We start from the raw sequence: 22455 nt of genomic DNA, 5'->3' as shown, positions 1-22455 counted from the left end.
AAATTAAGCATAATTTTTAACCGGTTAAGTGTTTCACAGCGGGACTGTGGAAGGTTAACGAGTTGGAATTTACGGGGAGGAAGTCAGGCTGCGGGGATGAGCAGCATCGACTTCACGAACCCCGGCGATCATGCCGCCTTGTCCCGGTCGAGGTCGTCGAGAGCAGCGGAGACGCGGGCGAACGTGTCCAAGGTCAGCGAACTGCCAGCCTCGATCTCGTCAATCCGACTGCCTCCGCCGAACAATTTCCGCGACAATGTGCTGGCCGAGATATTCATCTCAGATGCCTTCGCTCGAATGCGAGCTGCGAGTTGTTCTGCTTGGGTCATGACGCATGGTATGTAGTTTGCTACACGATACGTCAAGGAGTATTCTACATTATGAGGCGGATTGCTTCGGGTGGCATAATGGCGGCATGGATATCCGCGATCGCATCCGACAAGTCATCGACGCAAACCCGACTCTTTCCGTTCGGAAGGTGTCTCTGAAGGCAGGCCTGTCGGACAGTATGCTGCACAAGTTCCTGACCAGCAGCACCAACTCCCTCACCCTCGATACCGTCGATAAACTGGCCGCTGCGCTGGAAGTTGATCCTAGGTGGCTGGCATACGGGGAGGGCGGGCCAGAGATGGCAACCCGCGTCGAGGATATCATAAGCCGCATCGCAGAGGATCGCCTGGAACAGGCGCTTCGGCTGCTAGAGGCGTTTGCCGAGGACGACCGCAAGCGCGCATAAATAAAATGTAGCAAACTACACGATTATGTTTGACGTGTAGCAAACTACATGCAAGAAGGCTCTTAACGACACAGTTAGGAGCCCACCATGATCCATTCCACCTTCGCCCCATCGCAGCAGCAACAGGCCGACCGCGCCATTGCTCGCGACGAGCAGCGCCTTGCCAACCAGCAGGCCGACGCCTTCGAACTGACCGAAGCGCAGTTCTACAATCTCGCAGCATTGCCGGACCCAGAGCGCGCGTATCAGTTGCAGCAGCTCATCAACGCCTATGACTTCGACCGCCGCCCTTTGCTGGGTGTCTATGGTTCGCTGACCGTGCTTGGCATGGGGCGTTGGCAGGAGGCGTGGCTAGCTTCTTTGGCTGAGCACATGGACCGGGCTTGGTTTGCTTACGAGATGGCTGAGCTTCGATTTGTCGAGCAAGCCGCATGAGCGCTAACCTTCCCATTCGCCGCGACAAGTTCGATACGCAGAACTTCCTTGCCTACCTGTCGCAACAGGGTTGCGAGATTGGCGTCCCGACCAATCGATACGAAGTCGTCCGCTACCGTGCCTATTGGCGCGGCACAAACAAGGCGGCGACCCATATCGTCTATGCCAAGGAAAACGGCCTCCTAACGTGGACCGGTGGCAGCAAGGGCCACTACCGCGCCTTCCTCGCCGGAGCGCCGGTTGATGAACTGCTGTCGGTTCCGCAAGCGCCCACACCAGCAAGCAAGGCGGTCAGCAAGTCGGAAAAGACGCGCGCGAAGCTATTGGCGCGCGATGGTGATGAATGCTGGTTTTGTGGCGATGCGATGGGCGCTGATTGCACCATCGAGCACTTGGTCCCGAAGTCGACCGGTGGCCGCAACTCGCTGGCGAATTACGCGCTTGCTCACCGCAAATGCAACAATGACGCCGCCGACCTTCCGCTGATCAAGAAGATCGAAATGCGCGCCTCTATGCGGAGTGTCAAAGCATGAGCCGCCTAGCCCAGCGCGCCCGCATCCTAGCCGGCGCCTACTCCGACATGGCCGACAGCTTCGAGCCGTTCGTGCCGACCCCCGAGCAGATCAATCGCGCCAACGCAGAGTGGGACGCATTGCCCGACCCTGACCCGTTGCGCGCAGCCGAGACGCATTACGCCAGCCTGTCACAGCAGCGGCAGGAACAGCTTAGGCGTGATTGGAATGAAGCATGAGCATTAACTACCACCCCGATCTTATCCAGGGCTCCGACGAATGGCATCAGACCCGTCTCGGCTTGCTGACCGCATCAGAGGTCAAGCTGATCCTGACCCCGACCCTAAAGATCGCGAACAACGAAAAGACCCGCGCGCATGTCTGGGAAATCGCAGCCCAGCGTATCAGCCAATATGTCGAGCCCACGTATATCGGGGACGAGATGTTGCGCGGTCATGTCGACGAGGTTGAGGCGCGCATTGCCTATTCGGACAAGTATGCACCCGTCACCGAATGCGGTTTCGTCACTAACGATCAATGGGGCTTCACGCTCGGCTGCTCACCCGATGGCCTGGTTGGCGATGACGGCCTGATCGAATGCAAGAGCAGGCGCCAAAAATACCAGGTCCAGACCATTGTTGAACATTTCCGCGATGGCACCACTCCGACCGATTACGACTTGCAGGTTCAGACTGCGATGCTCGTCACCGGCCGCAAGTGGTGTGACCTGATTTCTTACTCAGGCGGGCTCCCGATGGCGACCATGCGCATCGAGCCGAACCCTGAAATTCAAGCTGCGATCATATCCGCCGCCTCCGACTTCGAGGCGAAGGTCCAAGAGGCAATGGCTGACTATGCGGCAGCTTTGAAATCCGCCGCACGGTTGATCCCGACCGAGCGGAAAATTGAAACCGAAATGTACGTCTAGGAGAATCCCCATGAACGATATGAGCCCCGCAATTCAGCCAAAGTCAGACCAGATTTCCGCCGACGATCTTTTGGCCGGCCCCATGACGATCCGTGTCGCCAGCGTCGAGATCAATCCCGGCACCGAGCAGCCCGTCATCATCAGCTATGACAATGACAACGGGCGTCCATGGAAGCCGTGCAAGTCGATGAGCCGCGTTCTTGTCGCAGCATGGGGGCCGGACGCCAAGCAGTACGTTGGCCGATCGATCACCCTGTTCCGCGATCCCACCGTGAAGTGGGGCGGCATGGAAGTGGGCGGCATTCGTGTCAGTCACCTTTCCGACATCGAGAAGCCGATGCAACTGGCCCTGACCGCAACTCGTGGAAAGCGCGCGCCCTATTCGGTGCAGCCTTTGAAGGTTCAGACCCAAGAGCCCCAAGAGGACAAGGCGGCAATCGCCGCGGACAAGATCATCGCTACGATTGCCCGGGCTCCCGATGTCGAAAAGCTGGACGCCTACGTGGCCTCGAAGTCCGACATGCTGGCTGACCTGGCAAACGATCGGCCCGACCTTCACGCCAAGTACGAAACGGCATTGCAGGCGCGGCGGTTGGAATTGTCCTCGGATGACGACGCGGATCCGTTCGCTGACCTGGGTGACGGGGAGTGAGTGTCGCCGCAATCCTCGCGCTGTTCACGTTCGATGCTGACCTTGGCCCGATCCCTTCACTAACCACCCTCATAGCCGCGCTCTTTGCGCTTGTTGCCATCGCCGCCGTTGCCGTTGTGATCGACTCCGTAATCGTCGGTTGGCTGGATTACTGTGAAATAATTGAGAGGAATTCGAAGTGAGTGAGCATACGAAAGGGCCTTGGGTTCTTGACCCACCACAGTTCGGCTTTGGCGCAATCCTTGAACGCGAGAACGGCGGCTTGATATTCGGCATTGCCTGCGGAGACGAAGCAGAACGCAAGCCGGAAGCGGAAATTGAAGCCAACGCCCGCCTGATCGCAGCCGCACCTGAATTGCTTGAGGCTCTGGAACGCTGCGTTGACGCGCTCGCATCCCTTCGTGGTGAACTTGAGCCGCCGTTGTCACAGGTCGTCAAGGCCCGCGCCGCAATCGCCAAAGCCACAGGTGACGCATGAACCCCGCCCCTTGGTCCCCACAGCCACCCCGCCGCAGGGATGCAGCTATTCGGAACAATAATTGCCGCCCCATCGTGGGCATGGACCGGCCTTCCTTGTGGGCCAGGTTGCTTGAAAGGAAAGTATCGTGATCGAAGTTACAGATGCGCACCTGAAAGAAGCTTGCGACCGGTTGAATGCGGAAGCGGACGGGCAGTTTTGGAGCGTGTCGCATCATGGAACTGGCACCGATGTTCTAGCCCTCGCCACCCTCATAGCCGAGAAGGAAGCCGCAGCGAAGTATCCGCCGGAGTTGGTCGAGCGGATGGGGTGTGCTTTGCGGCAAATCAAAGACGATTGCACATGCTACAGCGCTAGGAAAAACAACGCCATCATACACATCCTCGCCGCACTGGACGCACTCAAGCCGCCTGTTGATCCGATAGACGAGATTGCCAGCGCGGTGTGGCACCTAGCGTGGCAGTCGAAAGACAAAGCTACCCCCGACATGGCCAAGGAGTTTCGAGAACAACTCAAAGCGCGTGGCCTGCACATCACGGAGATAAACCCCGCCGAAGGAGTGAAGTGATGGATTGGCAACCGATAGAGACAGCGCCGAAGGATGGAACGTGGATCGTGGTTTACGACGACCGCTTCAAGCACTCGGAAGCCTCTTACCTTATAGCGCGCTGGCACAGGGCCTTGAAGGTCTGGTCCGGCACATCGAACAGTCAGGGGCGCTTTGCTCTTTGGCATGACGCTACCCACTGGATGCCACTGCCAGCTCCACCGGAGACAGCAAATGTATAATCCACCCACCAACCGCCCGAGCGGCGAACCACAGCCAGCGCCTTACAACCTCCCCGCTGGCACTCGTGTAGTCTTGCGTGATGAAGGCCACCAGTGGGCCGCATATCCCGAACGGGGCGGTCCTGCGACACGGCTAGAGGCGGACGAATACGAAAGCCGCGCCTTGCTGACGGGCTGGGGCTGGATCGTGGTCAATAGGATCACGGGCGGCGGTCCTGTCACTGCATTGCGCGGGCCAACTGGACATGGAGGATTGTGATGACTTGGCAACCGATAGAAACCGCGCCGAAGGATGGGACAATTGTGCTGCTTTACACGGCAGGCCGTGCAGATCAGGAGTCCGAAAGGTATTGCGCGGGCTACTATGAAGTGGGGCCAGAAGGATATGAAGGCTGGTGGGACCATGCTTTCGAGGATGAACCAACGCTTTGGATGCCGCTAGAACCTGCATTGCGCGGGCCTCGCTCGCATGGGGGCGCGTGATGGAAAAAACGATAGAGGCTGTTGAAGCGCTTTACGAAAGCCTTGCGTCTGCACAAGTCATGGAACCTACTATGACGCTAGGAACATTCTGCAAACACAACCCACATTTCAAGCGGGCTGGCGAAATGCTTTTTGTTCTATCGGAAGATACCCCCGCCGACACCCTCACAGCACTACAGGCCGAACTCACAGATGCGCGGGCAGAGATAGGCTGGCAACCGATTGAGACAGCCCCAAAGGATGGAACGGAAGTGCTGCTCTACTATCCCAAGCAGGGGTTTTGGGCAGAACATTGGGCGGTCAACTCATTCCAGCGTTTCGAAAGAAGGGGCTGGGACATGGGGCGTATTCCAACCCACTGGCAACCGCTTCCCGCTGCACCGAAAGGCCCCACACCATGACCGACACTGATCGAGTTAGACCCATTCGCCCGAATGTAACGCACTCTGAAGGTAAGCAGGCGTTTCTTGATTATCTTGCAACCAGGTACGACGAACTTACGGAAACCTCCAGCGCCCCCGTCGCTGTGGTATTTGCGTTTGTTGACGTAACCGGCAACGCCAGCGCGTCCTATATGACGCAAACGGATATTCAAGACAGGAACACCTTATACATAAGCAGGGGGTGTGCAGCCCTACAATCTGACCTTCTGAATGATTGGGGTGCTTAACCATGACCGACAAGACAGACCTCAAGCCGTGGGCTTATCTAATTGGCCTTATCGCATCAAACGACGCACCAAAGGTGGATAATCCATCGGGGCTATACTGCCCTGATTGTCGCTCTACGGGGCTGTTCCATTGTTCTGCGCCGGAGTGGTGTGGCGGATTGCGCCCAATGAAGCAGGAGCAGTCATGACCGACAAGACAGACAGCGCCGCGCTGATCGCGGGGGATGCCGAGAGGGTTACGCAGGGGGATCGAGATGCTGCCAAGGCGCTTTTGGATATGCTGGCCATTCGATACCATAAAAGTGGCACGTTTCGTTGCTGGGACGATACAACCCGAGCCTTCAAAGCCCACCGCATCGCAGCCGAGCGCAGAGGGATGGAGCGGGAACGGGCTAGAATGTATGCCAAGGCAGGGGATACGGTATGAAGCGCACCACATTCTTCGGACCACCAATCCGCGCCAGCATGGAACAGGCCGATGGGTGAGCGCTGGCCTCGGTTGATGAAGCGGGCGGTAGGATGAGTCCGGCCCTTCTGACAGAGCACGAAGCAGCGGAGGCGTTGCGGGTATGCACACGCACCTTGCGGAAGGCCCGCCAGGAGGGCGCGTTGCCATACGTGCGATTTGGTCGCACCATACGCTACACCGAATCGGACCTGACACAATTCATAGAAAAGGCGCGAGAATGTCACTCTACCAGCGCGAAGGCTCCCCGTTCTGGTGGTACTCGATCACAGTCGACGGTCTGCGATTTCGAGGCAGCACTGAAAAAACGAGCAAGCGCGAAGCCCGCCAAGTAGAGGCGCAGGCCGAACACGACGCCAGGCACCGCGCGATTCCGAAAGATCGCTGGACGATCAATGAATGCTTTGCGTCCTACTGGAGCGAGAAAGCCAAGCACAAGACTTCGCATAAAGCCACGCTGGTAAAGCTGGACGCGCTGCGGCGCATACTCGGCAAGGACACGCCGATAATGCACATCACCAACCCAGGCCTGTTAGATTACCGTGCAAAGCGCCGAGGCGAAGGTTTGCAGGCCCATAGTGTCAATCGGGACTTCGCGTATCTCAAAGCCGCCCTACGCCACGCGCAGCAGATTCACGGCCAGCAAATACCGTCGCTGGCATGGAAGGAACTGCGGGCGAAGGAACCGGACGGACGCACCCGCTTCTTAAGCCGCGATGAATACGACCGCTTGCTGGCAGTGTGCGGCAAGGAACTAAGCCTTATCGTCAAGGTCGCTGTCAGCACCGGATTGCGCAAGAACAACTTGCTGCAACTGGACTGGAAAGAGGTTGACCTATCCAGCGGCATGATAACGGTGACGATTAAGGGCAACAAGCGCCATACGATCCGGATGCCGGCCAATATCAGGGCTGCGCTGTCCACCCGACCAGAGCGCAAAGGGAAGGTGTTCGACACCACCAATTTCAGGAAGGATTGGGAGGCTGCCGTGCGCAAGTCAGCGCTGGCAAACTTTCGGTTCCACGATCTTCGTCATACCTGCGCGACATGGATGCGGATGGCGGGTGTCGACATAGCGGACATCTGTGATGCGCTTGGCCATTCCAGCGTCACGGTCACAATGCGCTATGCACATATCGAGCCGGACGAGCATGTTTCGCCGTTCGATCGCATATCTGAGCGAGTCTGGTCACAATCCGCGGCACACTCACCCGAAGAAGTGCAGACTTCCGCCATAAAGCACTAGATTAGAAGTCTCGCGCTCTATCCAGATGAGCTACGGGCGCGTGCGGGGCTGCCGCGTTCGGGGCCATAGCGTGCTTTTCCGATTGGGCAAATCAGGATACGCATCCGCCCCATGAACAAGCCCGATTCACGCCTGCAATTCCGGTACTTCGATTTTGTGCTGGCGGCCTTCGTCACGATCCTGCTGCTGTCGAACGTGATCGGCGCGGGCAAGGTTGCGGAGATCGACCTGCCGGCCATCGGGATGTGGCCGTTCGGCGCCGGCGTGCTGTTCTTCCCGATCAGCTATGTCATCGGCGATGTCCTGACGGAGGTGTACGGCTATGCCTATGCCCGCCGCTGCATCTGGGCTGGGTTCGCGGCGCTGCTGTTCATGGCTTTCATGTCGTGGGTGGTGGTCGCGCTGCCTCCGGCCGCAGACTGGGGCAACCAAGCCGCCTACGAAGCGGTTTTCGGACAGGTGCCGCGGATTGTGCTGGCATCGATCATCGCGTTCTGGGCGGGGGAATTCGTCAATTCCTATGTGCTCGCCAAGATGAAGATCTGGACCCGGGGCAAACTGCTCTGGACCCGCACCATCGGTTCGACCGTATTCGGCCAGGGCGTCGACAGCGCGCTATTCTACCCCATCGCATTCCTTGGTGTGGCCGGATGGACGAACGAGCTGGTGGTGCAAGTGATCTTTACCCAGTGGGCCATCAAGGTCGCGTGGGAAGCCGCGCTGACGCCAGTGACCTATGCAGTGGTCGGCTGGTTGAAGCGGCGCGAAGGGGTCGAGATATTCGACACCGACACCGACTTCTCGCCTTTTGCGAAGGTGGAGCAGCCTTGAGTCAACCGAAAAGTCAGACGGCCACCGAATGGTCGCCGAACGCGTAATCGGTGATCCGCACGATGGAGGTGTTCGGGACGATTTCAATCCGCGATTCCATACCGAGGCGGCCCGCCAGCAGGCGCAAGTCCTTTTCGGTCAGCGGCCCGACCAAGCGGGCATGACTTTGTTCGAGAGTCAGGGTCAGTACCCCGTCTTCGATCGACAGGTTGCTGGCCCGGAAGGTCCGCCGGGACAGCGCGCCCAAGCGGCGGCACAGGCGGATCGCCAGTCCCCATGCAATGGCGACTTCGAGGCGTTCGGGCGTGGTCAGCTGGGTAATCCTGCCGGGCAGATCGCAATTGTTGCCGTTGGCCGAGACCGCCGCGGCAAGCATCGCGCGGTCGGGCGAATCCAGCGCGATCCAGCGTTTGTGCAGCGCCCAGTCGATAGCGGAGGCGGTGCGCAGGTTCGGCTCCGTCTGCATCGATGCGAGCGAGAGCATGGTCGCCGCCAGCCGGAGCCGCTCAGACCCCTGCCAACCCGGCGGCAGGGCGTCGACCGTCCATCCGGCAACCCGTGTCGCCAGTGTTGCGGGACAGCCGTGCTGCGCCGCGAACACCGCCATCCCGGCCAGCAGCGGGTCCTGCCCCTTGGCATAGGGCTCCAGCCGGTCGAACAGCAGCCCTTCCCGCAGGCCCCACGATGAGAACACGATCCGGTCCGGTTCCAACCGCTTGAGCAATGCCCCGAGCAGAGCCCCGGCATCGGGCAGGCTGGCAGACCGCTGGCTGGACACGCGCGGCGTCTGGCGCAGCGTCGCGGGATCGCTTTCGGCGATCTGCGCGGCAAGCCTGAGGGCATCGTCATGCGCAATCTCGAGGCCATGCGGGTCCGACAAGGGGTGGGACTGCGCGTGCATCGCGTACACAGCCATTGCGCGCCAAGTGCCGCCAACGAGATAAAGCGGTCCGCCGACCGGACTATCCCACCCGGCGGATTTCAGCAGCTGCGCCGCGATCTTCCTCAAGTCCGGCACCTTGTCGCCGCGAAGTTCGGGCAGCCGCAGCGTGCCGAGCGGCAGGGATACCCCTGCCCCGCATTCGCCATTCCCGATGTGCACCAGTTCAAGGCTGCCACCGCCAAGATCGGCAACCACACCGCTGGCGCCGGGGAACGCACCGATCACACCCATGGCGCTGACGCGGGCTTCCTCTTCGCCCGACAGCAGGCGTGGCTTAAGTCCCAGCCCGCGAACCTGTTCGAGGAATTCCGGGCCGTTGGATGCATCGCGCACCGCTGCGGTCGCCACCACTTCAACGTCGGTGATGCCGAGATCGTCGAGTATCAGCGCATACCGGCCGAGACCACGCATGGCTGTGTCGATCGCGGCGTCCGCGAGCTGCCCAGTGCTGCCGATATCACGGCCCAGCTTCGCAACGACTTTTTCGTTTAGCAGGGTGACCGGCGCACGCGGCGATCCGCCATACAGAACCATCCGCACGCTGTTCGACCCGATGTCAATGATCGCCCGCTGCGCCGTATGGCCGGAGAATTTGCCTTCCCGGTCCGACTTCCTCCCCCGCAGCGGCATCAGACCGCTCCCTTACGCAGGGCCAGGGTCGGCACACCGTCAAGTTCCAGCGCGTCGCCGCGCCCTGACAGAGAGGGATTGGTCATGAAGTAGCGGTGGCAGTTGAACGGTTTTTCGCCCGGTTCCATGCGTGTATAGCTCCCGTCCGGTTCGAGTTCCCAGCTTTGGTCGGTGTCGAGCAAGTTGGCCAGCAGGACCTGTTGTAGCACCTGGTCGTGGACCGTCCGGTTGCGGATCGGGACCAGGCATTCGACGCGCCGGTTAAGATTACGCGACATAGCATCAGCGCTGGAGATGAACACCTTGGCGCGTTCCCCCGGCATTTTGTACCCGTTCGCAAATGCCCAGATCCGGCTGTGTTCCAGGAACCGGCCGATAATCGACTTGACCCGGATGTTTTCCGACAGACCGACAATGCCCGCCCGCAGGCAGCAAATCCCCCGGATGATCAGCTGGATTTCGACACCGGCACGGCTCGCGGCATACAACCGGTCGATCATGCCCTTGTCGGTCAACGAGTTCAGCTTGGCCCAGATTGCCGCTGGCCGACCTGCTTCCGCATTTTCGATTTCCTGGTCGATATGCGCGTACAGCGTTTCGCGCAGGTCGATCGGCGATATCGCCAGCGCTTCGGTCTCGTGCGGTTCGACATAGCCGGTGACGAAGTTGAACAGCTTGGCCGCGTCGCGGGTCAACTTGGGATCGGCGGTGAAGAAGCTGAGATCGGTATAAATCTTGGCGGTTACAGGGTGGTAATTGCCTGTCCCGAAGTGACAATAGGTGCGGAACCCGGTGTCTTCCCGCCGGACGACCAGTGAAACCTTGGCATGGGTTTTCCAGTCCACAAACCCGTAGATGACCTGCACGCCCGCGCGCTCGAGCTGGCTGGCCCACAGCAGGTTCTGCTCTTCATCGAACCGGGCTTTCAATTCGACGACCGCGGTGACCGATTTGCCCACTTCGGCGGCGGCGATCAGCGCGGCGATCACGGGTGACTGGTTTCCCGCACGGTACAATGTCTGCTTGATTGCCACGACGTCGGGATCGGCGGCTGCCTGCCGGACGAAGTCGACCACTACCTCGAAACTTTCGTAGGGATGGTGGATGATGATGTCTTTTTCACGGATAGCCGCGAAGCAGTCGCCATCGTGTTCCAGGATGCGTTCGGGATAGCGCGGGCTGTAATGCGCGAACTTGAGGTCCGGGCGGTCCTCGTCGACAATGTCCGCCAGCCCGGCGATGCCCATCATCCCGTCGGTCTTGACGATCGAGGCGTCGTGAACCTTGAGCTGGTCGCGCAGCAATTGTTCGGCGGCGGGTTCGAAATCGGACTCGATTTCCAGCTGGATCACCTGCCCCCGGCGGCGGCGCTGGATCGCGGTACGGAAAGTGCGGACCAGATCCTCCGCTTCTTCCTCGATTTCGATGTCGCTGTCCCGCAGCACGCGGAACGCGCCATCACCGACGATGGAAAAGCCGGGAAACAGGTGGTCGGCGAACCGGCAAATCAGCCGCTCGATGGAGATATAGACCGCTTCATCCCCCGGTACCCGGACAAACCGGGGCACGCCGGACGGGATCAGGATCATTTCGACCACCTGCTCACCGTCGCGCAATCGGGTGAGCGTGAACAGCAGGCCCATCCCCTGGTTGGCCACGAACGGAAACGGATGCGCCGGATCGAGAGCCTGCAGGGTCAGGACCGGGGCGATTTCCTCAAGAAAATGGGTCTTCAGCCAATTGTAGGCGTGGGCATCGATTCGACGTTCGTCGGCAATATGGATGCCGGTGTCCGCCAGGCTGGCCCGCAAACTGCGCCAGCTTTCCTGCTGAACCTGGCCCAACCGCGCTACCCGCTCGCGGATGGCGGACAATTGCTGGCTCGGGGTTTGACCGTCGATCGAAAGGCGCTCGATCCCGCGTTGGGCCTGTCCGACCAGCCCGGCGACGCGGATCATCATGAATTCGTCGAGGTTGCTGCCGGAGATAGACAGGAAGCGCAGGCGTTCCAGCAGCGGATAATTGGGATTGCATGCCTCCGCCAGCACCCGTTCGTTAAACGCCAACCAGCTGAGTTCGCGGTTTACATAAGTGTCCGAGCCACCGTCCGCCGCAGCCGGCAGTTCGTCGTCCTGGGTAGCAATAGCGGCGCTGCTCATGGTTCTTGCCCGGCGGAAATGCGGGTCACTCCGAAAGGAAGACAAGGTATCACGATTGGGGCGCAGGGCCATGCGTGTAAATCCCGATTTGCTACCTGACACATAGGTGTCATACTTGCGGCAGGCCCGAAACCGTCAAACCAGGTCGCTGCTTTTCGCAATTTGCGTAATCCCGCGTTTGCCATTTGCGTCGCGGCCGAGTTGCACGAACACATCGATGACGGAGGCGGCGTAAGCAATAGTGTCCGTCCGGGTCAGCCCGATCCCGGTCTGCATGACCATCAGCGCCAATTGTTCGAGCGCACCGGGCAAGCTGTTGGCGTGAATGGTCGAGAAACTGCCTGGATGGCCCGTGTTGATCGCGCGCAGGAAGCTGACACTTTCCGCTCCGCGCAGTTCGCCTAGCACGATCCGGTCGGGCCGAAGGCGCAGCGCCGCCTGGAGCAGTTCATTGGCGGTAACCTTGGCCTCGCCCAGCTCGCCCTTGACCGCGACCAGCCCGACACCGTTCGCACCGGGCAGCTTCAATTCCGGCGTGTCCTCCACCAGAACCACCCGTTCGTGCCGGGGAATTTCGCCGAGCATGGCGTTGAGAAAGGTGGTCTTACCGGTCGAGGTACCGCCGGAAATCAGGATCGTCTGCCGGTGCCGGATGGCCTCCCGCAGATAGGCAATCGGTTCCAACTGTGGATCGGGCATCGCAGGCTGCTGCGGCGGCGCGAGCGGCCCCGCGTCATAGGCATCGAGCGGCAGGTCGAGCCGGCGGTGGCGGCGGATGGCCATGGTCCAGTGCTTGCGCGCTGCGGGCGGGCCGCAGAACTGGATACGCGCCCCGGTCTGCCCCGGCGCGGAGGGCAAGGTCGCCCCCAGCAGCGGATGTTCACGGTTGATCCCCTGGTGGCTGACACGGGCCACCTGTTCGGCCAGTCGCTGGATCAGCCGGTCATCGATCTCAGGCACTTCCAGTCGCTGCATGCCCGGCGACGCCGCATCTTCGATCCACACTTCACCCGGCCGGTTGACCATGATTTCCGTAATCGTATCGCGGTCGAGCCATTGGCGGAACGGCGCGAGATAGGCGTCGAGATAGACGCTTCGCTCCGCAACCGCGGCAGCTTGCCGGTCTGCGTCAGCCTGGAAAGGATGGATGTCGGCGCTCATGCGTCAATCAGGTCCCGGAAACCCGCGAGAAATCGAGGTCGCGGGCTGTGAATACCCGGATCGGTTCCCCTTGGCGAACCCGCACGGTTGGGCTGATCTGGCCATTCTGCTGCAGCGCCGTAGACGCTGCGCTCTGACCGCCGCCGAGGATTACCGACGTCCCGCCGGATGCAACAGCGGTCAGCCCGCCGATCACGGACAGCAGCATGGCGGACCCGAACCGCTGGAAGAAGTGGGTGTTTACATCGCCCGCCAACCCCGTCGTCCCATCGAACCCGACCGCTGGCGAGGCAAGGTTCACCGAAGCGCCGTCGGGCCGGATCAGGCGGGTCCAGATTACATAGGCGCGCTTCTGCCCGCCTTGCAGGCCGGATTGGTATTGTCCGATCAACCGCGAACTCCGCGGTACGAGCACGTTTTTGCCATCGAAGCTGCGCACATCCTGGCTGACCACCGCGCGGACATAGCCCGGGACGTCGGTTTCGATCGCGGTTTCGAGTATCGCCGGGATCAGCGTGCCTTGCGTTACCGTCGTTTGGGGATTGCTCATCGCGACGGCTTGCGCGGTGCTGCCGCCCACGCCACCGATACGGCTGGCAAAATCGTTCGCGTCTCCGGTGCGGGAGCCGCTGGCTTCGCCTGGTGCAGGCGCCATCACCAAGGGCACCGCGGAACCGCTCGCATCGAACACCACCGTCGGGCTGGCATAAGGATTAGTGGCGACGCCCGGATTGGCCATCGGCGGATTGGCATAGACCGGGGCTGGTGCGGGATCGGGCTGCGGCTGGATCGGCTGCGGCGCGGGTGCCGCTTCAGCGACTGGCTGGACCGGCTGCGCGGCCGGCGCGGCAGGTGCGATCTGCGGATTGCCGACACCTTGCGGCTCGGCCATCCGGGAAGAATTCATGCTCCACAGCGTCACCGCGCCGAGCAGGCCCACAAACGCCACCCCGGCGGCGAGGCCCAGCCCGTCGGACTTGTCCTTGCGCTGGGTGACGGCGGGGAACGAATTGCGGCTGGCGAGGTCGATGATTTCGGCCGTCTCCTGCTCGCGAGGATCGACGTCGCTTGCCGTATCATTCTTGGCACTGCGGGCGAGATTGCTGGACGCCAGGCGCATGGTTACGATCCTTTTGCTTGAGCGAAGAGATTGGAAGCGGGTGACGGCGAGGTGACGACCGGACGCGGTGGACCTTCGTTCGTCAGAGTGGCGAGATCGTCGCCGGACCGCAGGACGATTTCCGCCGGGACTCCATCGACCACGATCATGTTGCCGCGCACCGCGAAGTTTACCGGACCCTCGGTGCCCTCGTGGTCCCTCGTCAGGATCGCCGGAATGCCCTGGCCGTCGGGCCACGTCAGGAAGGTGGCGTTGCCATCGTCATAAGCGCGAGACGGCATCAGGTTCCGGTCGCCTTTGCGAGCCCATTCGAAGTTCAGTTGCGCCGGATCGACGACCGCATAGGGGTCGGTCGCGGCGGCCATTTCCACAGGGCTGGCGGTCCCGGCAAGCTGGGGTTCTTCCGCTTCGGGTTCTGGCGGATAGGTGAATCGCAGCACATACAGCGGCTGCGCCTTGGGGCTCGCGACCAGGTCGAACAGGTAGGTCCGACGGTCGGTCACCACCGTCATGTTGGTCCGCGCCGCCGGTGACAGTGGCTTGATGAACAGCAGATTGGCCCGCTTGTTCGGGGTCACCTGCCACGCCTCGGAATCGCCGATGGCGACGTTTTCGATCCGCTCATCCTCCGCGAAGGCGATGGTCGCCTGGACCTTGGTACGCCCATCGATACGGACGACCTCCGCAGGATTGTACAGCCGTTCTACCAATCGCGCGTCCTGCGCAAAGGCAGCAGGTACAGCGAACAGGCTGGCGGCCAGCAATCCGGGCAGCAGGGGCGCAAGGATAAGCGCGCGGGTCATTTGAATTTCTCCGTGATGGAATTGTTTCCTGCGCCGTCAGCGGCAGGCTTTGCGCCGGGTGATTTGTACCGGTTGCCGATGCCCCGGGTGCGTGACGGGTTGGCGGTGAGCGGCTGAACCTGCCCCGAACCGGCGGAGCTGTTGAATATCCGCGTTTCGCGGGAGGCGGCTGGCGCAAGGCCGGTACCGGGATCGTTCGCCGGGGCACCGGTCGTGACCGCCGAGATCGGGATCTGCCGCGAGGACGAACCGCCAGCGGCGCCGGCTGGAGCCGGAGCCTGTCCTGCCGCGCCGCTGGTTTGCGGAATGGTGTAGACCGTCTGGGTCGCCTGCTCCGCGCCTTTATCCGGCACCAGGCCGAACACCCGCCAGCCGGATACCATGGTGGCGGAAACTTTCAGCACCATGATCATCAGCGCGACGTGCACCGCACCGATCATGAAGAACGCCATTGCCGGGCGGGCCGCGACTTCGCCGGGGGTAAGCGCGAGGGAGGAGAGAACTGGTACCGCAAGCTCCAGCATCACGCTCCCGCCGAGGACCGCGAACAGCGGCGTCAGGGCCAGCATCACCACGCCCTTGAGCCAGCCGGTAAACAGTCCGCGCGTGCCATTGAACAGCGCCATAACTACGAAGATCGGGCCGAGAGCGACCAGCACAGCCAGCCCGATACGCGCGGTCACGAGGACCCCGACGGTGCCCAGCAGCAGCAGCATCGCGCCGAGCCAGAGCATTCCCTTGGGCGAGAATGCGGAAATATCCGCGCCCGCACCCTCTTGTGCACCGGCCTGGGTTCGCGTCGCTTCCTCGATCGCAGCAAACACTACGTCGATCTTGTTGGCGAAAGTGGTTGTTGCAGAGCCGGCATCGCCGGTCAGGGTCGAAGCCAGATAATCAGGTGCGGCAATCGCGAGGTTCCAGACCACTGCCTGATACGCAATCCAACTGGTCGCGAAAGTCAGCACGAGGCCAAGAGTGATCATCCGCGGCACCAGCGACCGGACGCTGAGATTGGTCCGACCCAGCATCAGCGCGATGGCGAACATCACCACGAACAGCACGAGCACGATCGTCAGCACCGGCCCGAGCGCTCCGCCGGGTGCGAACAACCGCCCGAACGCCTCGCCGGTCATTTCCGCAGCAACGCAATCGACGCCTTGCAGCGCCGCCGCGACGCCGTTGCCGACCGCGTTCGCGGCGTCCTGGCAGTTCACGCTCACTCGGCTGCCTGCTGCATCGGCAATTCACCGGTGTCGGGGGTGCCGCGCGTGTTTGCGGGCAAGTCGAGGTCTTCTTCCACCGCAGTGCCGCCCGGCCACGCATGGCCGGTCAGCGCCGGGTACCAGTCCGCCGGATTGTCCCCCAGCGCACCGCGCAGCAGGTCGAGCCGCCGGACGGAGCTTTCTCGGCCAGAGAGGATCGTCAGCACTTCGGGCGCGTTGGACATGTCCAGCCGGACAACGACCGAGGCATCGGGCTGGCGCACCAGGAAGCAGCGGCTGTGCGCAGGCAGGGTACGGATCAGAGCCAGTTCGTGGTCGGTCAACCCGAACCCGTCGCAATAATCTTCCGGGCGGGCGCGCGAATTCGGCATGAAGATCATCGTCGCGGTCTGTTCTACCAGCGCCGTGGAAATCCGGCTTTCCAAGGCATCGCGCGCACTCTGGGTCGCGAAACCGACGAGCGCGTTGCGTTTCCGCAAGGTCTTGAGCCAGTCGCGGATACGGGCGGCGAACACGTCGTCGTCCAGCGCTTTCCAGCCTTCGTCAATCAGGATCATCGTTGGATGCCCGTCAAGCCGCTCTTCGATACGGTGGAACAGGTACATCATGGTGGGCGTGCGCAGGCGCGGGTTTTCAAGCAGCGCGGTCATGTCGAAACCGAGCACCCGGTTGCCGAGGTCCAGCCGGTCTTCCGCATTGTCGAACAGCCAGTTGTTCTCGCCGTCCATGATCCAGGCGGACAAGCGGTCGGACAGGTCACCTGGCTGCGGGCGGCGGGCGCCGGACAGCAGTTCCCTGAAGTGGCGCAGGCGGCGCAGGGACGGGTCGTTGCCGTAAGTGGCATCGACCGCCTGCGCGATAATCGCCAGTTCCTCCGGTCCCTCCGCCTTCAGCAACACGCCCATCCAGTCACGCAGGAACGCCCGGTTGGCTGCAGTATCGGGCAGCGCAAGGGGGTTGAAACCGGTCGGTTCGCCCGCGCTGATCCGGTCGTAGCGCCCGCCAATCCCGCGGACGAATAATTCCGCGCCGCGGTCCTTGTCGAACAGGATAGTGCGCGGCTTGAACTTCTGTGCCTGCGCGGCGAGGAAATTCATCACCACGGTCTTGCCCGAACCGGACGGACCGATAACCGAGAAATTGCCGAGGTCGCCGTGGTGGAAATTGAAGAAGAACGGCGTCGCGCTGGTCGTTTGCAGCAAGGTGACCGCATCGCCCCAGTGGTTGCCGCTCGCCTGACCGAGAGCAAAGCCGTGGAGAGAACCGAAGCTAGCCATGTTGGCGCTGGAGATCATCGCGCGGCGGACGATATACTGCTCGTTACCCGGGAACTGCGCCCAGAACGAAGGTTCGAGATTGGTATCCTCCCGCACCACGATCGCGCCGGAATCGGCCAGCGCAGCAGCGCAGGCGGCGGTTGCCTCGTCCAGCTGCGCGAGGTCGGGAGAGCGTATCTGGACCGACAGATGGTGATCACCGAAACTCACCGCGCCGTTACCCAGCGCATCGCGCGCCGCCAGCATATCGGCGCGTTCGGAGGCGGCTTCCTCGTCCACCGAACGCAGGCGACGGATCGCGAGATCCATCCGCTCACGCGCGGTCTGGCGTTCGGACGGGGCGTAGCTTTCGCTGACGATCATTTCGCAGGGCAGCCGGAGCAGCCCGTCCATCAGGCCAGGCGAAGTCGCGTCGGGATAATCCTTCAGGCTGAGCATGGCGGAAAAATCAGGTGCGCCGCTGCCGCGTAGCTCCATCGCATCGAGCCCGAAACTGGCGCGGCGATACGGCAGCATGTGGCCGATATCGGTATCATCCGAGGGGCGCCGCACCGGCCGCATTTCGCCATTGTACAGCGCACTCAGCAGTTCAAGGATCTCGTTGTTCGTTCGGTCGGTCGACCCGGTATAATCGCCGAGCAGTTGCGCGTTATATGCCCCGAGCGAGGCGATCATTCCGGTCGCGGCGGCTTTCAGGCTGCGGACGTCCTTGGGATCGGCCTCGACTTCGGACTGGCCTTTCCGGCTCCACATTTTCGCCAGTTTTTCGGCGATGCCGGCCTTGCCCCGCGCGGGACGGCGGATCAGGGTAATGAACTGGTCGTTGATGAACAGCGACCCGCTGCCCAGCCGCTGTTTCCACCGCGCATCGATGTGCGCCGACAGCGCGTCTTCGAATTCGGCCTCGAGGTCGATCTCCACCCGGCGGCGGATGATGTGGTGATACAAGGCGAAGCGCGCATCCAGCGTGGATCGCAGCATGACTTCGCGCGCCGCCGCATGGGCGTTGAGCGCGTCGCTATCTTCCGTCTCGAACAGCAACCCCGGCACCTGGATCGCGGTCATCACCGATCCGTCGCGCAGCAGCATGGTGTGCTGGTCGATCAGCCGCGCATATGGCAGCCGGTCACCCGCGCGGGCTTCCTTCGCGCTCCAGGCAGCGGCACCGATCCACTTGCTCATAGTCCCGCAGCCCTCCTCAGGCCGATTTCGGATACGCGGTTACGGGGCATAGGAATTGCACCCCCACCGCTTCCAATTTTTTACTCGCGGGCACTGGCTGACCTTGGTAATCCATAGGTCGAACACCCGCGGCTCACGCAGGCAGGCGAAGTAACCAATAGCGTGCATCACCAGCGGCACCGGGATGATCCAGAAGCTTTTCAGAATCAGGAACGCGATCGTCGTCACCATCAGGTTGATGATGAAATAATTCATCGTCACGCCCGCGAACATCTGCGGACGGGTCAACGCGCGGTAAACCGGATAGCGAGCCAGTTCCGTCACATCAGCCTCCCGAAACGCCCTGGATGCCGGCCACGATCGTACCGGCCCCGAACAGGATGAATACCCCGATGATCACCGTCGCACCAAATCGCCAGTTCATCCGGCCAGTCAGCATCATGAAGCCGACTGCGGCAACGGCCATCACGGCGACGGCGGTCGCGACATTGCCGAGCAACGTCCCCTGCAGCCAGCCCAGCGCGGCGACGATCGGGCCGGAGCCCTGCGGATCGGCAGTTTGCGCCAAGACGGCGGTCGGACTGAGGGCAATTGCCAAGGCAGTCAGGCGGGAAATCACGCGCATTTACTCGGTACTCCGGACGGGGTTGGATAGCCGGCCGATCACCGACACGACATAATTCTGGGTTTCGCGGATGCGCGGGATACCGCCTGCGCGGATTACCCTGCCCGGCCCGGCGTTATAAGCCGCCAAAGCCTTTTCGAGATCACCGTCGAACCGGTCGAGCTGCTGGCGCAAATACCGCGCGCCGCCTTCGAGATTGGCAAAGGGATCGTCGGGGTTGACCCCCAATTCCCGCGCGGTGCCCGGCATCAGCTGTGCCAGTCCCCGGGCGCCGACGGGCGAGCGAGCGTTCGGCTGCCAGCGGCTTTCCTGCCACACCAGCGCTTCTATTAGACTGGGACTGAGATCGAAGCGTGCCGCGAGTTCGTGGACCTTGGCTGCATATAGCGGGGGGATGTTCGAGCCGCGGCGTGCATGGTCCGCAATCGCCGCGTCGGGAACCAGGTAATCGGATCCAAGTTCTACCAATGAGGCTGGCGGCGACAACACCTCGGCAGCGGGCACAGCCATATTGGGGCCCGCAATCCAGCGTGCTCCGTCATCGCCTATTTCCAATACATCCGCACTGGCGGGCGCCGCCATCAGGGCAAGACCCGCGAAAATCGCAAGCCGGCCCGGACCCGAAAGAATCATAAATCGCTCCGTGTGGCCCCAATGCTTACACTACATGACAAGTCGGTGACAGCAAGATGGCCCGGGCGCGATTCCGGTCAGGTTTCAAGGACGCATACGAGGCATCGGTACCGCCATGCAAAAGGCCTGCCCGGCGCAATGCCGGACAGGCCAAAATAATTCCTGGGCCAAGCCTTTTATCGGCGACCTGATCCAACAACGCCGGGCTTGTTCAGCGCGAGGCGACGCGGCCCTTTGCGCGGAATTCGCCGCGATCCAGCATCACAAGCGCACGGCGCGCAAGATCGCGCGAGTCCATCCACTCGCCTTGAGCAGTTTCAAGCTGGAAGCGCTGTTCGTTGCGGGCCGCGGCGGTGAACATCGCACGCGCGGCAAGATCGTCCCCTTGGCGCGCATGGGCGATACCGAGATTGATCAGCCGTGCCGGATCGTCCCGGTCGAGGTCGGCGTTCTGCTCGATCCGTTCGATCGCTGCGTTATTCTCGCCAACTGCCAACTCTTCGTAGGCGACATCGACCGGCGCAACCGTGGACGCATCGGCTTGCTGCGCGATTTGCGCCGGTGCGGCTGTAAGCAAGACCAGCGCGAGCGTTGTACCAAGTGCCATCATCCATCTCCTCATAATTCCCGAGAGAATACTGCGCGGACAAATGGCTGACTGCAACATAAATGTAATAATGTCATTGAATTGTAATATTCGGATTTCGGGTATCAGGTGAAACATGACCATCATGTCACTTTTCAGTCATATTACAGTCAATTACTTCAAACCGAAATGTTGCAAGCAAACTGTCACTTAGCGTCCGTAGCGGATGATTCGCGGCACCAAGCCGCATTCCTGATTCTCGGTTTTTGAGGGGCCTGCTGCTCGTGACATTATTCCATCGCACACTCATCCTCGGTTGTAGCACACTGGCACTTGCCGGTTGCGGCGCCGACGAGATTTCATCGCCCGGCACGGGCGGCAACGTCATCATCAACAATCCACCGGCGCCAACGCCGACACCTACGCCCGCGCCAACCAGCACGCTGGTAACTCCGGCGACCGGTTGCCCGACAATTGCCGATCCGCAGCAATTAACGGACGACGGCACGATCACCGGTCCGACCGGTGAATACCGCGTTTGCACCATGCCCGCGCGCTTCAACGCGTCGAGCACGCTGCCTTATGTCGAAGGTCTGCTGTACCGGATGAATGGGCGGGTCGATGTCGGCACGGACGGCGGCGCAACTGCCAGCAGCGCCGATACCAACGTGACGCTGACCATCGCGCCGGGCGCGATCGTTTATGCCAGCGGCTCCTCCTTCCTGATGGTCAACCGCGGCAACCGGATCAACGCGACCGGAACCGCATCGCGGCCGATAGTCTTCACCAGCCGCGACAACGTGCTCGGCCTCAACTCCGATTCATCGTCCGGCCAGTGGGGCGGCGTCGTTCTTGCCGGCCGCGCGCAGATCACCGACTGCCTCAACGGCAACGCCGCATCGGCCGGGACCGTCGATTGCGAGCGCCAGGTCGAAGGTGCGGTTGATCCAGCCCGTTTCGGCGGGGTCACCAATAACGACAATTCCGGCACCCTCAGTTTCGTCCAGATCCGATATTCGGGCTTTGTCCTTTCGGGGAACAACGAACTCCAGTCGCTCACCACCGGCGGTACCGGGACCGGCACCACGTTCAACAACATCATGTCCTTCAACAGCTCCGATGACGGCGTCGAGTTCTTCGGCGGCTTCGTCAACGCCAAGAACCTGATCGTGGTCGGTGCCGAAGACGACATGCTCGACACCGACACCGGCGCCAAGACGAACCTGCAATACGTGATAGCGGTGCAGCGTTCTAACGCGGGCGACACGATTATCGAATCCGATTCGACCAACGTCTTCGCCGACAGTTTGCCTCGCCAGAACACGCAGATTTCCAATGCGACCTTCATCCACCGCAATTCCGCGGCGAACCCTGCAATCCGCATTCGCGGCGGGGCGGATTACGCGATTGTGAACTCGGTACTGGTGGCGGAAAGCAACTCCGCCTGCCTGCGGATCGACGATACGGAAACCTACCGGGCAGCCAACGCCGGCTTGCAGGACCTCGGTGCGCCGCGGTTCAATTCGCTCGGCTTCGATTGCGCGACACCATTCCGTTCGGGCAGCGTCGGATCCACGACCATCCCGGCATCGGATGCGGAAGCGGTGTTCAACGCCGGTACCAACAACCGGACCCGGACCACCGCGACCCCTTACACCAGCACGCTGTCGATGACCTTCATCAACGGCGCGAACGAGACGGGCTATCCGGTGTTCGATGCGACTACCCTGTCGAGCTTCTTCGACGCGGTGACCTATGTCGGCGCCGTCCAGAACGCGGCGGATGACTGGTACACTGGCTGGACCTGCAACTCCGCCACTGTCAGCTTCGGAACCAACATCGGCGATTGCACCTCGCTCCCGGTTTACTGAGCGAAACCATAATTGG

Annotated in this window: 29 protein-coding genes; 17 read left to right on the top strand and 12 right to left on the bottom strand. The window is 61.6% G+C overall.

All coding sequences use genetic code 11. The features are described 5' to 3' along the window. Window positions 1-128 precede the first annotated feature (128 nt). Window positions 129-329: a hypothetical protein gene (locus GRI65_RS00640; RefSeq protein ID WP_160754611.1), complete on the bottom strand. Its 201-nt coding sequence runs from the start codon at window positions 327-329 to the stop codon at window positions 129-131. 86 nt (window positions 330-415) lie between these two features. Here GRI65_RS00640 and GRI65_RS00635 point away from each other — a divergent pair, with 86 nt between their 5' ends. The 16 genes from GRI65_RS00635 to GRI65_RS00560 all read left to right on the top strand — a co-directional run bounded on the left by GRI65_RS00635 (window position 416) and on the right by GRI65_RS00560 (window position 8226). Then, the gene (locus GRI65_RS00635) at window positions 416-736 is read left to right on the top strand and encodes a helix-turn-helix domain-containing protein (RefSeq protein ID WP_160754610.1); all 321 of its coding nucleotides are present in this window, start codon (window positions 416-418) and stop codon (window positions 734-736) included. A gap of 87 nt (window positions 737-823) precedes the next feature. Next, entirely contained in the window at window positions 824-1171 is a 348-nt protein-coding gene (locus tag GRI65_RS00630; protein ID WP_160754609.1) for a hypothetical protein, read from the top strand. After that, entirely contained in the window at window positions 1168-1704 is a 537-nt protein-coding gene (locus GRI65_RS00625) for an HNH endonuclease (protein ID WP_160754608.1), read from the top strand. The genes GRI65_RS00630 and GRI65_RS00625 overlap by 4 nt, the downstream gene beginning before the upstream one ends. Further along, on the top strand, window positions 1701-1922 hold the full coding sequence (locus tag GRI65_RS00620; protein WP_160754607.1) for a hypothetical protein: 222 nt from the start codon (window positions 1701-1703) through the stop codon (window positions 1920-1922). Before GRI65_RS00625 ends, GRI65_RS00620 begins: the two co-directional genes overlap by 4 nt. Further along, complete coding sequence (locus GRI65_RS00615) at window positions 1919-2611, top strand: lambda exonuclease family protein (RefSeq protein ID WP_160754606.1); 693 nt, start codon at window positions 1919-1921, stop codon at window positions 2609-2611. The genes GRI65_RS00620 and GRI65_RS00615 overlap by 4 nt, the downstream gene beginning before the upstream one ends. A gap of 10 nt (window positions 2612-2621) precedes the next feature. Further along, a complete protein-coding gene (locus tag GRI65_RS00610; RefSeq protein WP_160754605.1) occupies window positions 2622-3263 on the top strand; it encodes a hypothetical protein in 642 nt (213 codons plus the stop codon). Continuing rightward, the gene (locus tag GRI65_RS00605) at window positions 3260-3445 is read left to right on the top strand and encodes a hypothetical protein (protein ID WP_160754604.1); all 186 of its coding nucleotides are present in this window, start codon (window positions 3260-3262) and stop codon (window positions 3443-3445) included. The genes GRI65_RS00610 and GRI65_RS00605 overlap by 4 nt, the downstream gene beginning before the upstream one ends. Then, the gene (locus GRI65_RS00600; protein ID WP_160754603.1) at window positions 3442-3741 is read left to right on the top strand and encodes a hypothetical protein; all 300 of its coding nucleotides are present in this window, start codon (window positions 3442-3444) and stop codon (window positions 3739-3741) included. Before GRI65_RS00605 ends, GRI65_RS00600 begins: the two co-directional genes overlap by 4 nt. Before the next feature lie 127 nt (window positions 3742-3868). After that, on the top strand, window positions 3869-4309 hold the full coding sequence (locus GRI65_RS00595; RefSeq protein ID WP_160754602.1) for a hypothetical protein: 441 nt from the start codon (window positions 3869-3871) through the stop codon (window positions 4307-4309). Next, window positions 4309-4530: a DUF551 domain-containing protein gene (locus GRI65_RS15475; RefSeq protein WP_160754601.1), complete on the top strand. Its 222-nt coding sequence runs from the start codon at window positions 4309-4311 to the stop codon at window positions 4528-4530. The genes GRI65_RS00595 and GRI65_RS15475 overlap by 1 nt, the downstream gene beginning before the upstream one ends. Continuing rightward, window positions 4523-4789, top strand: coding sequence for a hypothetical protein (locus tag GRI65_RS00585; RefSeq protein ID WP_160754600.1), 267 nt, complete (start codon window positions 4523-4525; stop codon window positions 4787-4789). Before GRI65_RS15475 ends, GRI65_RS00585 begins: the two co-directional genes overlap by 8 nt. 223 nt (window positions 4790-5012) lie before the next feature. Further along, on the top strand, window positions 5013-5414 hold the full coding sequence (locus GRI65_RS00580) for a DUF551 domain-containing protein (RefSeq protein ID WP_160754599.1): 402 nt from the start codon (window positions 5013-5015) through the stop codon (window positions 5412-5414). Between the two features lie 453 nt (window positions 5415-5867). After that, window positions 5868-6110, top strand: a complete 243-nt coding sequence (locus tag GRI65_RS00575; RefSeq protein ID WP_160754598.1) for a hypothetical protein — start codon at window positions 5868-5870, stop codon at window positions 6108-6110. A 92-nt stretch (window positions 6111-6202) separates the two neighbouring features. Beyond that, window positions 6203-6484 (top strand): helix-turn-helix domain-containing protein, encoded by a 282-nt coding sequence (locus tag GRI65_RS15470; RefSeq protein WP_160754597.1) that lies wholly within the window; start codon window positions 6203-6205, stop codon window positions 6482-6484. Continuing rightward, the gene (locus tag GRI65_RS00565; RefSeq protein ID WP_160754596.1) at window positions 6370-7395 is read left to right on the top strand and encodes a tyrosine-type recombinase/integrase; all 1026 of its coding nucleotides are present in this window, start codon (window positions 6370-6372) and stop codon (window positions 7393-7395) included. The genes GRI65_RS15470 and GRI65_RS00565 overlap by 115 nt, the downstream gene beginning before the upstream one ends. A gap of 111 nt (window positions 7396-7506) precedes the next feature. Then, complete coding sequence (locus tag GRI65_RS00560) at window positions 7507-8226, top strand: queuosine precursor transporter (protein ID WP_160754595.1); 720 nt, start codon at window positions 7507-7509, stop codon at window positions 8224-8226. Between the two features lie 13 nt (window positions 8227-8239). On the opposite strand, the gene GRI65_RS00555 is transcribed toward GRI65_RS00560, so the two are convergent. The 11 genes from GRI65_RS00555 to GRI65_RS00505 all read right to left on the bottom strand — a co-directional run bounded on the left by GRI65_RS00555 (window position 8240) and on the right by GRI65_RS00505 (window position 20589). Continuing rightward, a complete protein-coding gene (locus GRI65_RS00555; RefSeq protein ID WP_160754594.1) occupies window positions 8240-9799 on the bottom strand; it encodes a Ppx/GppA family phosphatase in 1560 nt (519 codons plus the stop codon). Continuing rightward, on the bottom strand, window positions 9799-11958 hold the full coding sequence (locus tag GRI65_RS00550; RefSeq protein WP_160754593.1) for an RNA degradosome polyphosphate kinase: 2160 nt from the start codon (window positions 11956-11958) through the stop codon (window positions 9799-9801). The genes GRI65_RS00555 and GRI65_RS00550 overlap by 1 nt, the downstream gene beginning before the upstream one ends. A 135-nt stretch (window positions 11959-12093) precedes the next feature. Then, entirely contained in the window at window positions 12094-13119 is a 1026-nt protein-coding gene (gene virB11, locus GRI65_RS00545; RefSeq protein WP_160754592.1) for a P-type DNA transfer ATPase VirB11, read from the bottom strand. Window positions 13120-13126: 7 nt separating this feature from the next. Beyond that, a complete protein-coding gene (locus tag GRI65_RS00540; RefSeq protein ID WP_160754591.1) occupies window positions 13127-14239 on the bottom strand; it encodes a TrbI/VirB10 family protein in 1113 nt (370 codons plus the stop codon). Window positions 14240-14241: 2 nt separating this feature from the next. Further along, a complete protein-coding gene (locus GRI65_RS00535) occupies window positions 14242-15042 on the bottom strand; it encodes a TrbG/VirB9 family P-type conjugative transfer protein (RefSeq protein ID WP_160754590.1) in 801 nt (266 codons plus the stop codon). Continuing rightward, window positions 15039-16256, bottom strand: a complete 1218-nt coding sequence (locus tag GRI65_RS00530; RefSeq protein ID WP_332872571.1) for a type IV secretion system protein — start codon at window positions 16254-16256, stop codon at window positions 15039-15041. Before GRI65_RS00530 ends, GRI65_RS00535 begins: the two co-directional genes overlap by 4 nt. 2 nt (window positions 16257-16258) lie before the next feature. Further along, window positions 16259-18724, bottom strand: a complete 2466-nt coding sequence (locus tag GRI65_RS00525) for a VirB4 family type IV secretion/conjugal transfer ATPase (RefSeq protein ID WP_160754589.1) — start codon at window positions 18722-18724, stop codon at window positions 16259-16261. 39 nt (window positions 18725-18763) lie between these two features. Further along, complete coding sequence (locus tag GRI65_RS00520) at window positions 18764-19048, bottom strand: type IV secretion system protein VirB3 (RefSeq protein ID WP_160754588.1); 285 nt, start codon at window positions 19046-19048, stop codon at window positions 18764-18766. Window position 19049: 1 nt separating this feature from the next. Then, window positions 19050-19349, bottom strand: a complete 300-nt coding sequence (locus tag GRI65_RS00515) for a TrbC/VirB2 family protein (RefSeq protein WP_160754587.1) — start codon at window positions 19347-19349, stop codon at window positions 19050-19052. Beyond that, complete coding sequence (locus tag GRI65_RS00510) at window positions 19350-19982, bottom strand: lytic transglycosylase domain-containing protein (protein WP_232843874.1); 633 nt, start codon at window positions 19980-19982, stop codon at window positions 19350-19352. It abuts the gene before it with no gap. 211 nt (window positions 19983-20193) lie between these two features. After that, window positions 20194-20589 carry a hypothetical protein gene (locus tag GRI65_RS00505; RefSeq protein ID WP_232843873.1) on the bottom strand — a complete coding sequence of 132 codons (396 nt, stop codon included), beginning with the start codon at window positions 20587-20589 and terminating at the stop codon, window positions 20194-20196. Window positions 20590-20852: 263 nt separating this feature from the next. Between GRI65_RS00505 and GRI65_RS00500 the strand changes: the two genes are divergently transcribed. Then, a complete protein-coding gene (locus GRI65_RS00500; protein WP_160754586.1) occupies window positions 20853-22439 on the top strand; it encodes a hypothetical protein in 1587 nt (528 codons plus the stop codon). The last annotated feature ends 16 nt before the right edge of the window (window positions 22440-22455 follow it).

Origin of the sequence: Allopontixanthobacter sediminis (assembly GCF_009828115.1) — a bacterium.
Classification (GTDB): Bacteria; Pseudomonadota; Alphaproteobacteria; order Sphingomonadales; family Sphingomonadaceae; genus Allopontixanthobacter; species Allopontixanthobacter sediminis.
This window is presented reverse-complemented; position numbering and strand designations above follow the sequence as displayed.

What these genes read in the sequence shown, in the direction of transcription:
- GRI65_RS00640 (WP_160754611.1), bottom strand. Translation starts at nt 329, where the DNA reads ATGACCCAAGCAGAACAACTCGCAGCTCGCATTCGAGCGAAGGCATCT.
- GRI65_RS00635 (WP_160754610.1), top strand. Translation starts at nt 416, where the DNA reads ATGGATATCCGCGATCGCATCCGACAAGTCATCGACGCAAACCCGACT.
- GRI65_RS00630 (WP_160754609.1), top strand. Translation starts at nt 824, where the DNA reads ATGATCCATTCCACCTTCGCCCCATCGCAGCAGCAACAGGCCGACCGC.
- GRI65_RS00625 (WP_160754608.1), top strand. Translation starts at nt 1,168, where the DNA reads ATGAGCGCTAACCTTCCCATTCGCCGCGACAAGTTCGATACGCAGAAC.
- GRI65_RS00620 (WP_160754607.1), top strand. Translation starts at nt 1,701, where the DNA reads ATGAGCCGCCTAGCCCAGCGCGCCCGCATCCTAGCCGGCGCCTACTCC.
- GRI65_RS00615 (WP_160754606.1), top strand. Translation starts at nt 1,919, where the DNA reads ATGAGCATTAACTACCACCCCGATCTTATCCAGGGCTCCGACGAATGG.
- GRI65_RS00610 (WP_160754605.1), top strand. Translation starts at nt 2,622, where the DNA reads ATGAACGATATGAGCCCCGCAATTCAGCCAAAGTCAGACCAGATTTCC.
- GRI65_RS15475 (WP_160754601.1), top strand. Translation starts at nt 4,309, where the DNA reads ATGGATTGGCAACCGATAGAGACAGCGCCGAAGGATGGAACGTGGATC.
- GRI65_RS00585 (WP_160754600.1), top strand. Translation starts at nt 4,523, where the DNA reads ATGTATAATCCACCCACCAACCGCCCGAGCGGCGAACCACAGCCAGCG.
- GRI65_RS00580 (WP_160754599.1), top strand. Translation starts at nt 5,013, where the DNA reads ATGGAAAAAACGATAGAGGCTGTTGAAGCGCTTTACGAAAGCCTTGCG.
- GRI65_RS00575 (WP_160754598.1), top strand. Translation starts at nt 5,868, where the DNA reads ATGACCGACAAGACAGACAGCGCCGCGCTGATCGCGGGGGATGCCGAG.
- GRI65_RS15470 (WP_160754597.1), top strand. Translation starts at nt 6,203, where the DNA reads ATGAGTCCGGCCCTTCTGACAGAGCACGAAGCAGCGGAGGCGTTGCGG.
- GRI65_RS00565 (WP_160754596.1), top strand. Translation starts at nt 6,370, where the DNA reads ATGTCACTCTACCAGCGCGAAGGCTCCCCGTTCTGGTGGTACTCGATC.
- GRI65_RS00560 (WP_160754595.1), top strand. Translation starts at nt 7,507, where the DNA reads ATGAACAAGCCCGATTCACGCCTGCAATTCCGGTACTTCGATTTTGTG.
- GRI65_RS00555 (WP_160754594.1), bottom strand. Translation starts at nt 9,799, where the DNA reads ATGCCGCTGCGGGGGAGGAAGTCGGACCGGGAAGGCAAATTCTCCGGC.
- GRI65_RS00550 (WP_160754593.1), bottom strand. Translation starts at nt 11,958, where the DNA reads ATGAGCAGCGCCGCTATTGCTACCCAGGACGACGAACTGCCGGCTGCG.
- virB11 (WP_160754592.1), bottom strand. Translation starts at nt 13,119, where the DNA reads ATGAGCGCCGACATCCATCCTTTCCAGGCTGACGCAGACCGGCAAGCT.
- GRI65_RS00540 (WP_160754591.1), bottom strand. Translation starts at nt 14,239, where the DNA reads ATGCGCCTGGCGTCCAGCAATCTCGCCCGCAGTGCCAAGAATGATACG.
- GRI65_RS00535 (WP_160754590.1), bottom strand. Translation starts at nt 15,042, where the DNA reads ATGACCCGCGCGCTTATCCTTGCGCCCCTGCTGCCCGGATTGCTGGCC.
- GRI65_RS00525 (WP_160754589.1), bottom strand. Translation starts at nt 18,724, where the DNA reads ATGAGCAAGTGGATCGGTGCCGCTGCCTGGAGCGCGAAGGAAGCCCGC.
- GRI65_RS00515 (WP_160754587.1), bottom strand. Translation starts at nt 19,349, where the DNA reads ATGCGCGTGATTTCCCGCCTGACTGCCTTGGCAATTGCCCTCAGTCCG.
- GRI65_RS00510 (WP_232843874.1), bottom strand. Translation starts at nt 19,982, where the DNA reads ATGATTCTTTCGGGTCCGGGCCGGCTTGCGATTTTCGCGGGTCTTGCC.
- GRI65_RS00505 (WP_232843873.1), bottom strand. Translation starts at nt 20,589, where the DNA reads ATGGCACTTGGTACAACGCTCGCGCTGGTCTTGCTTACAGCCGCACCG.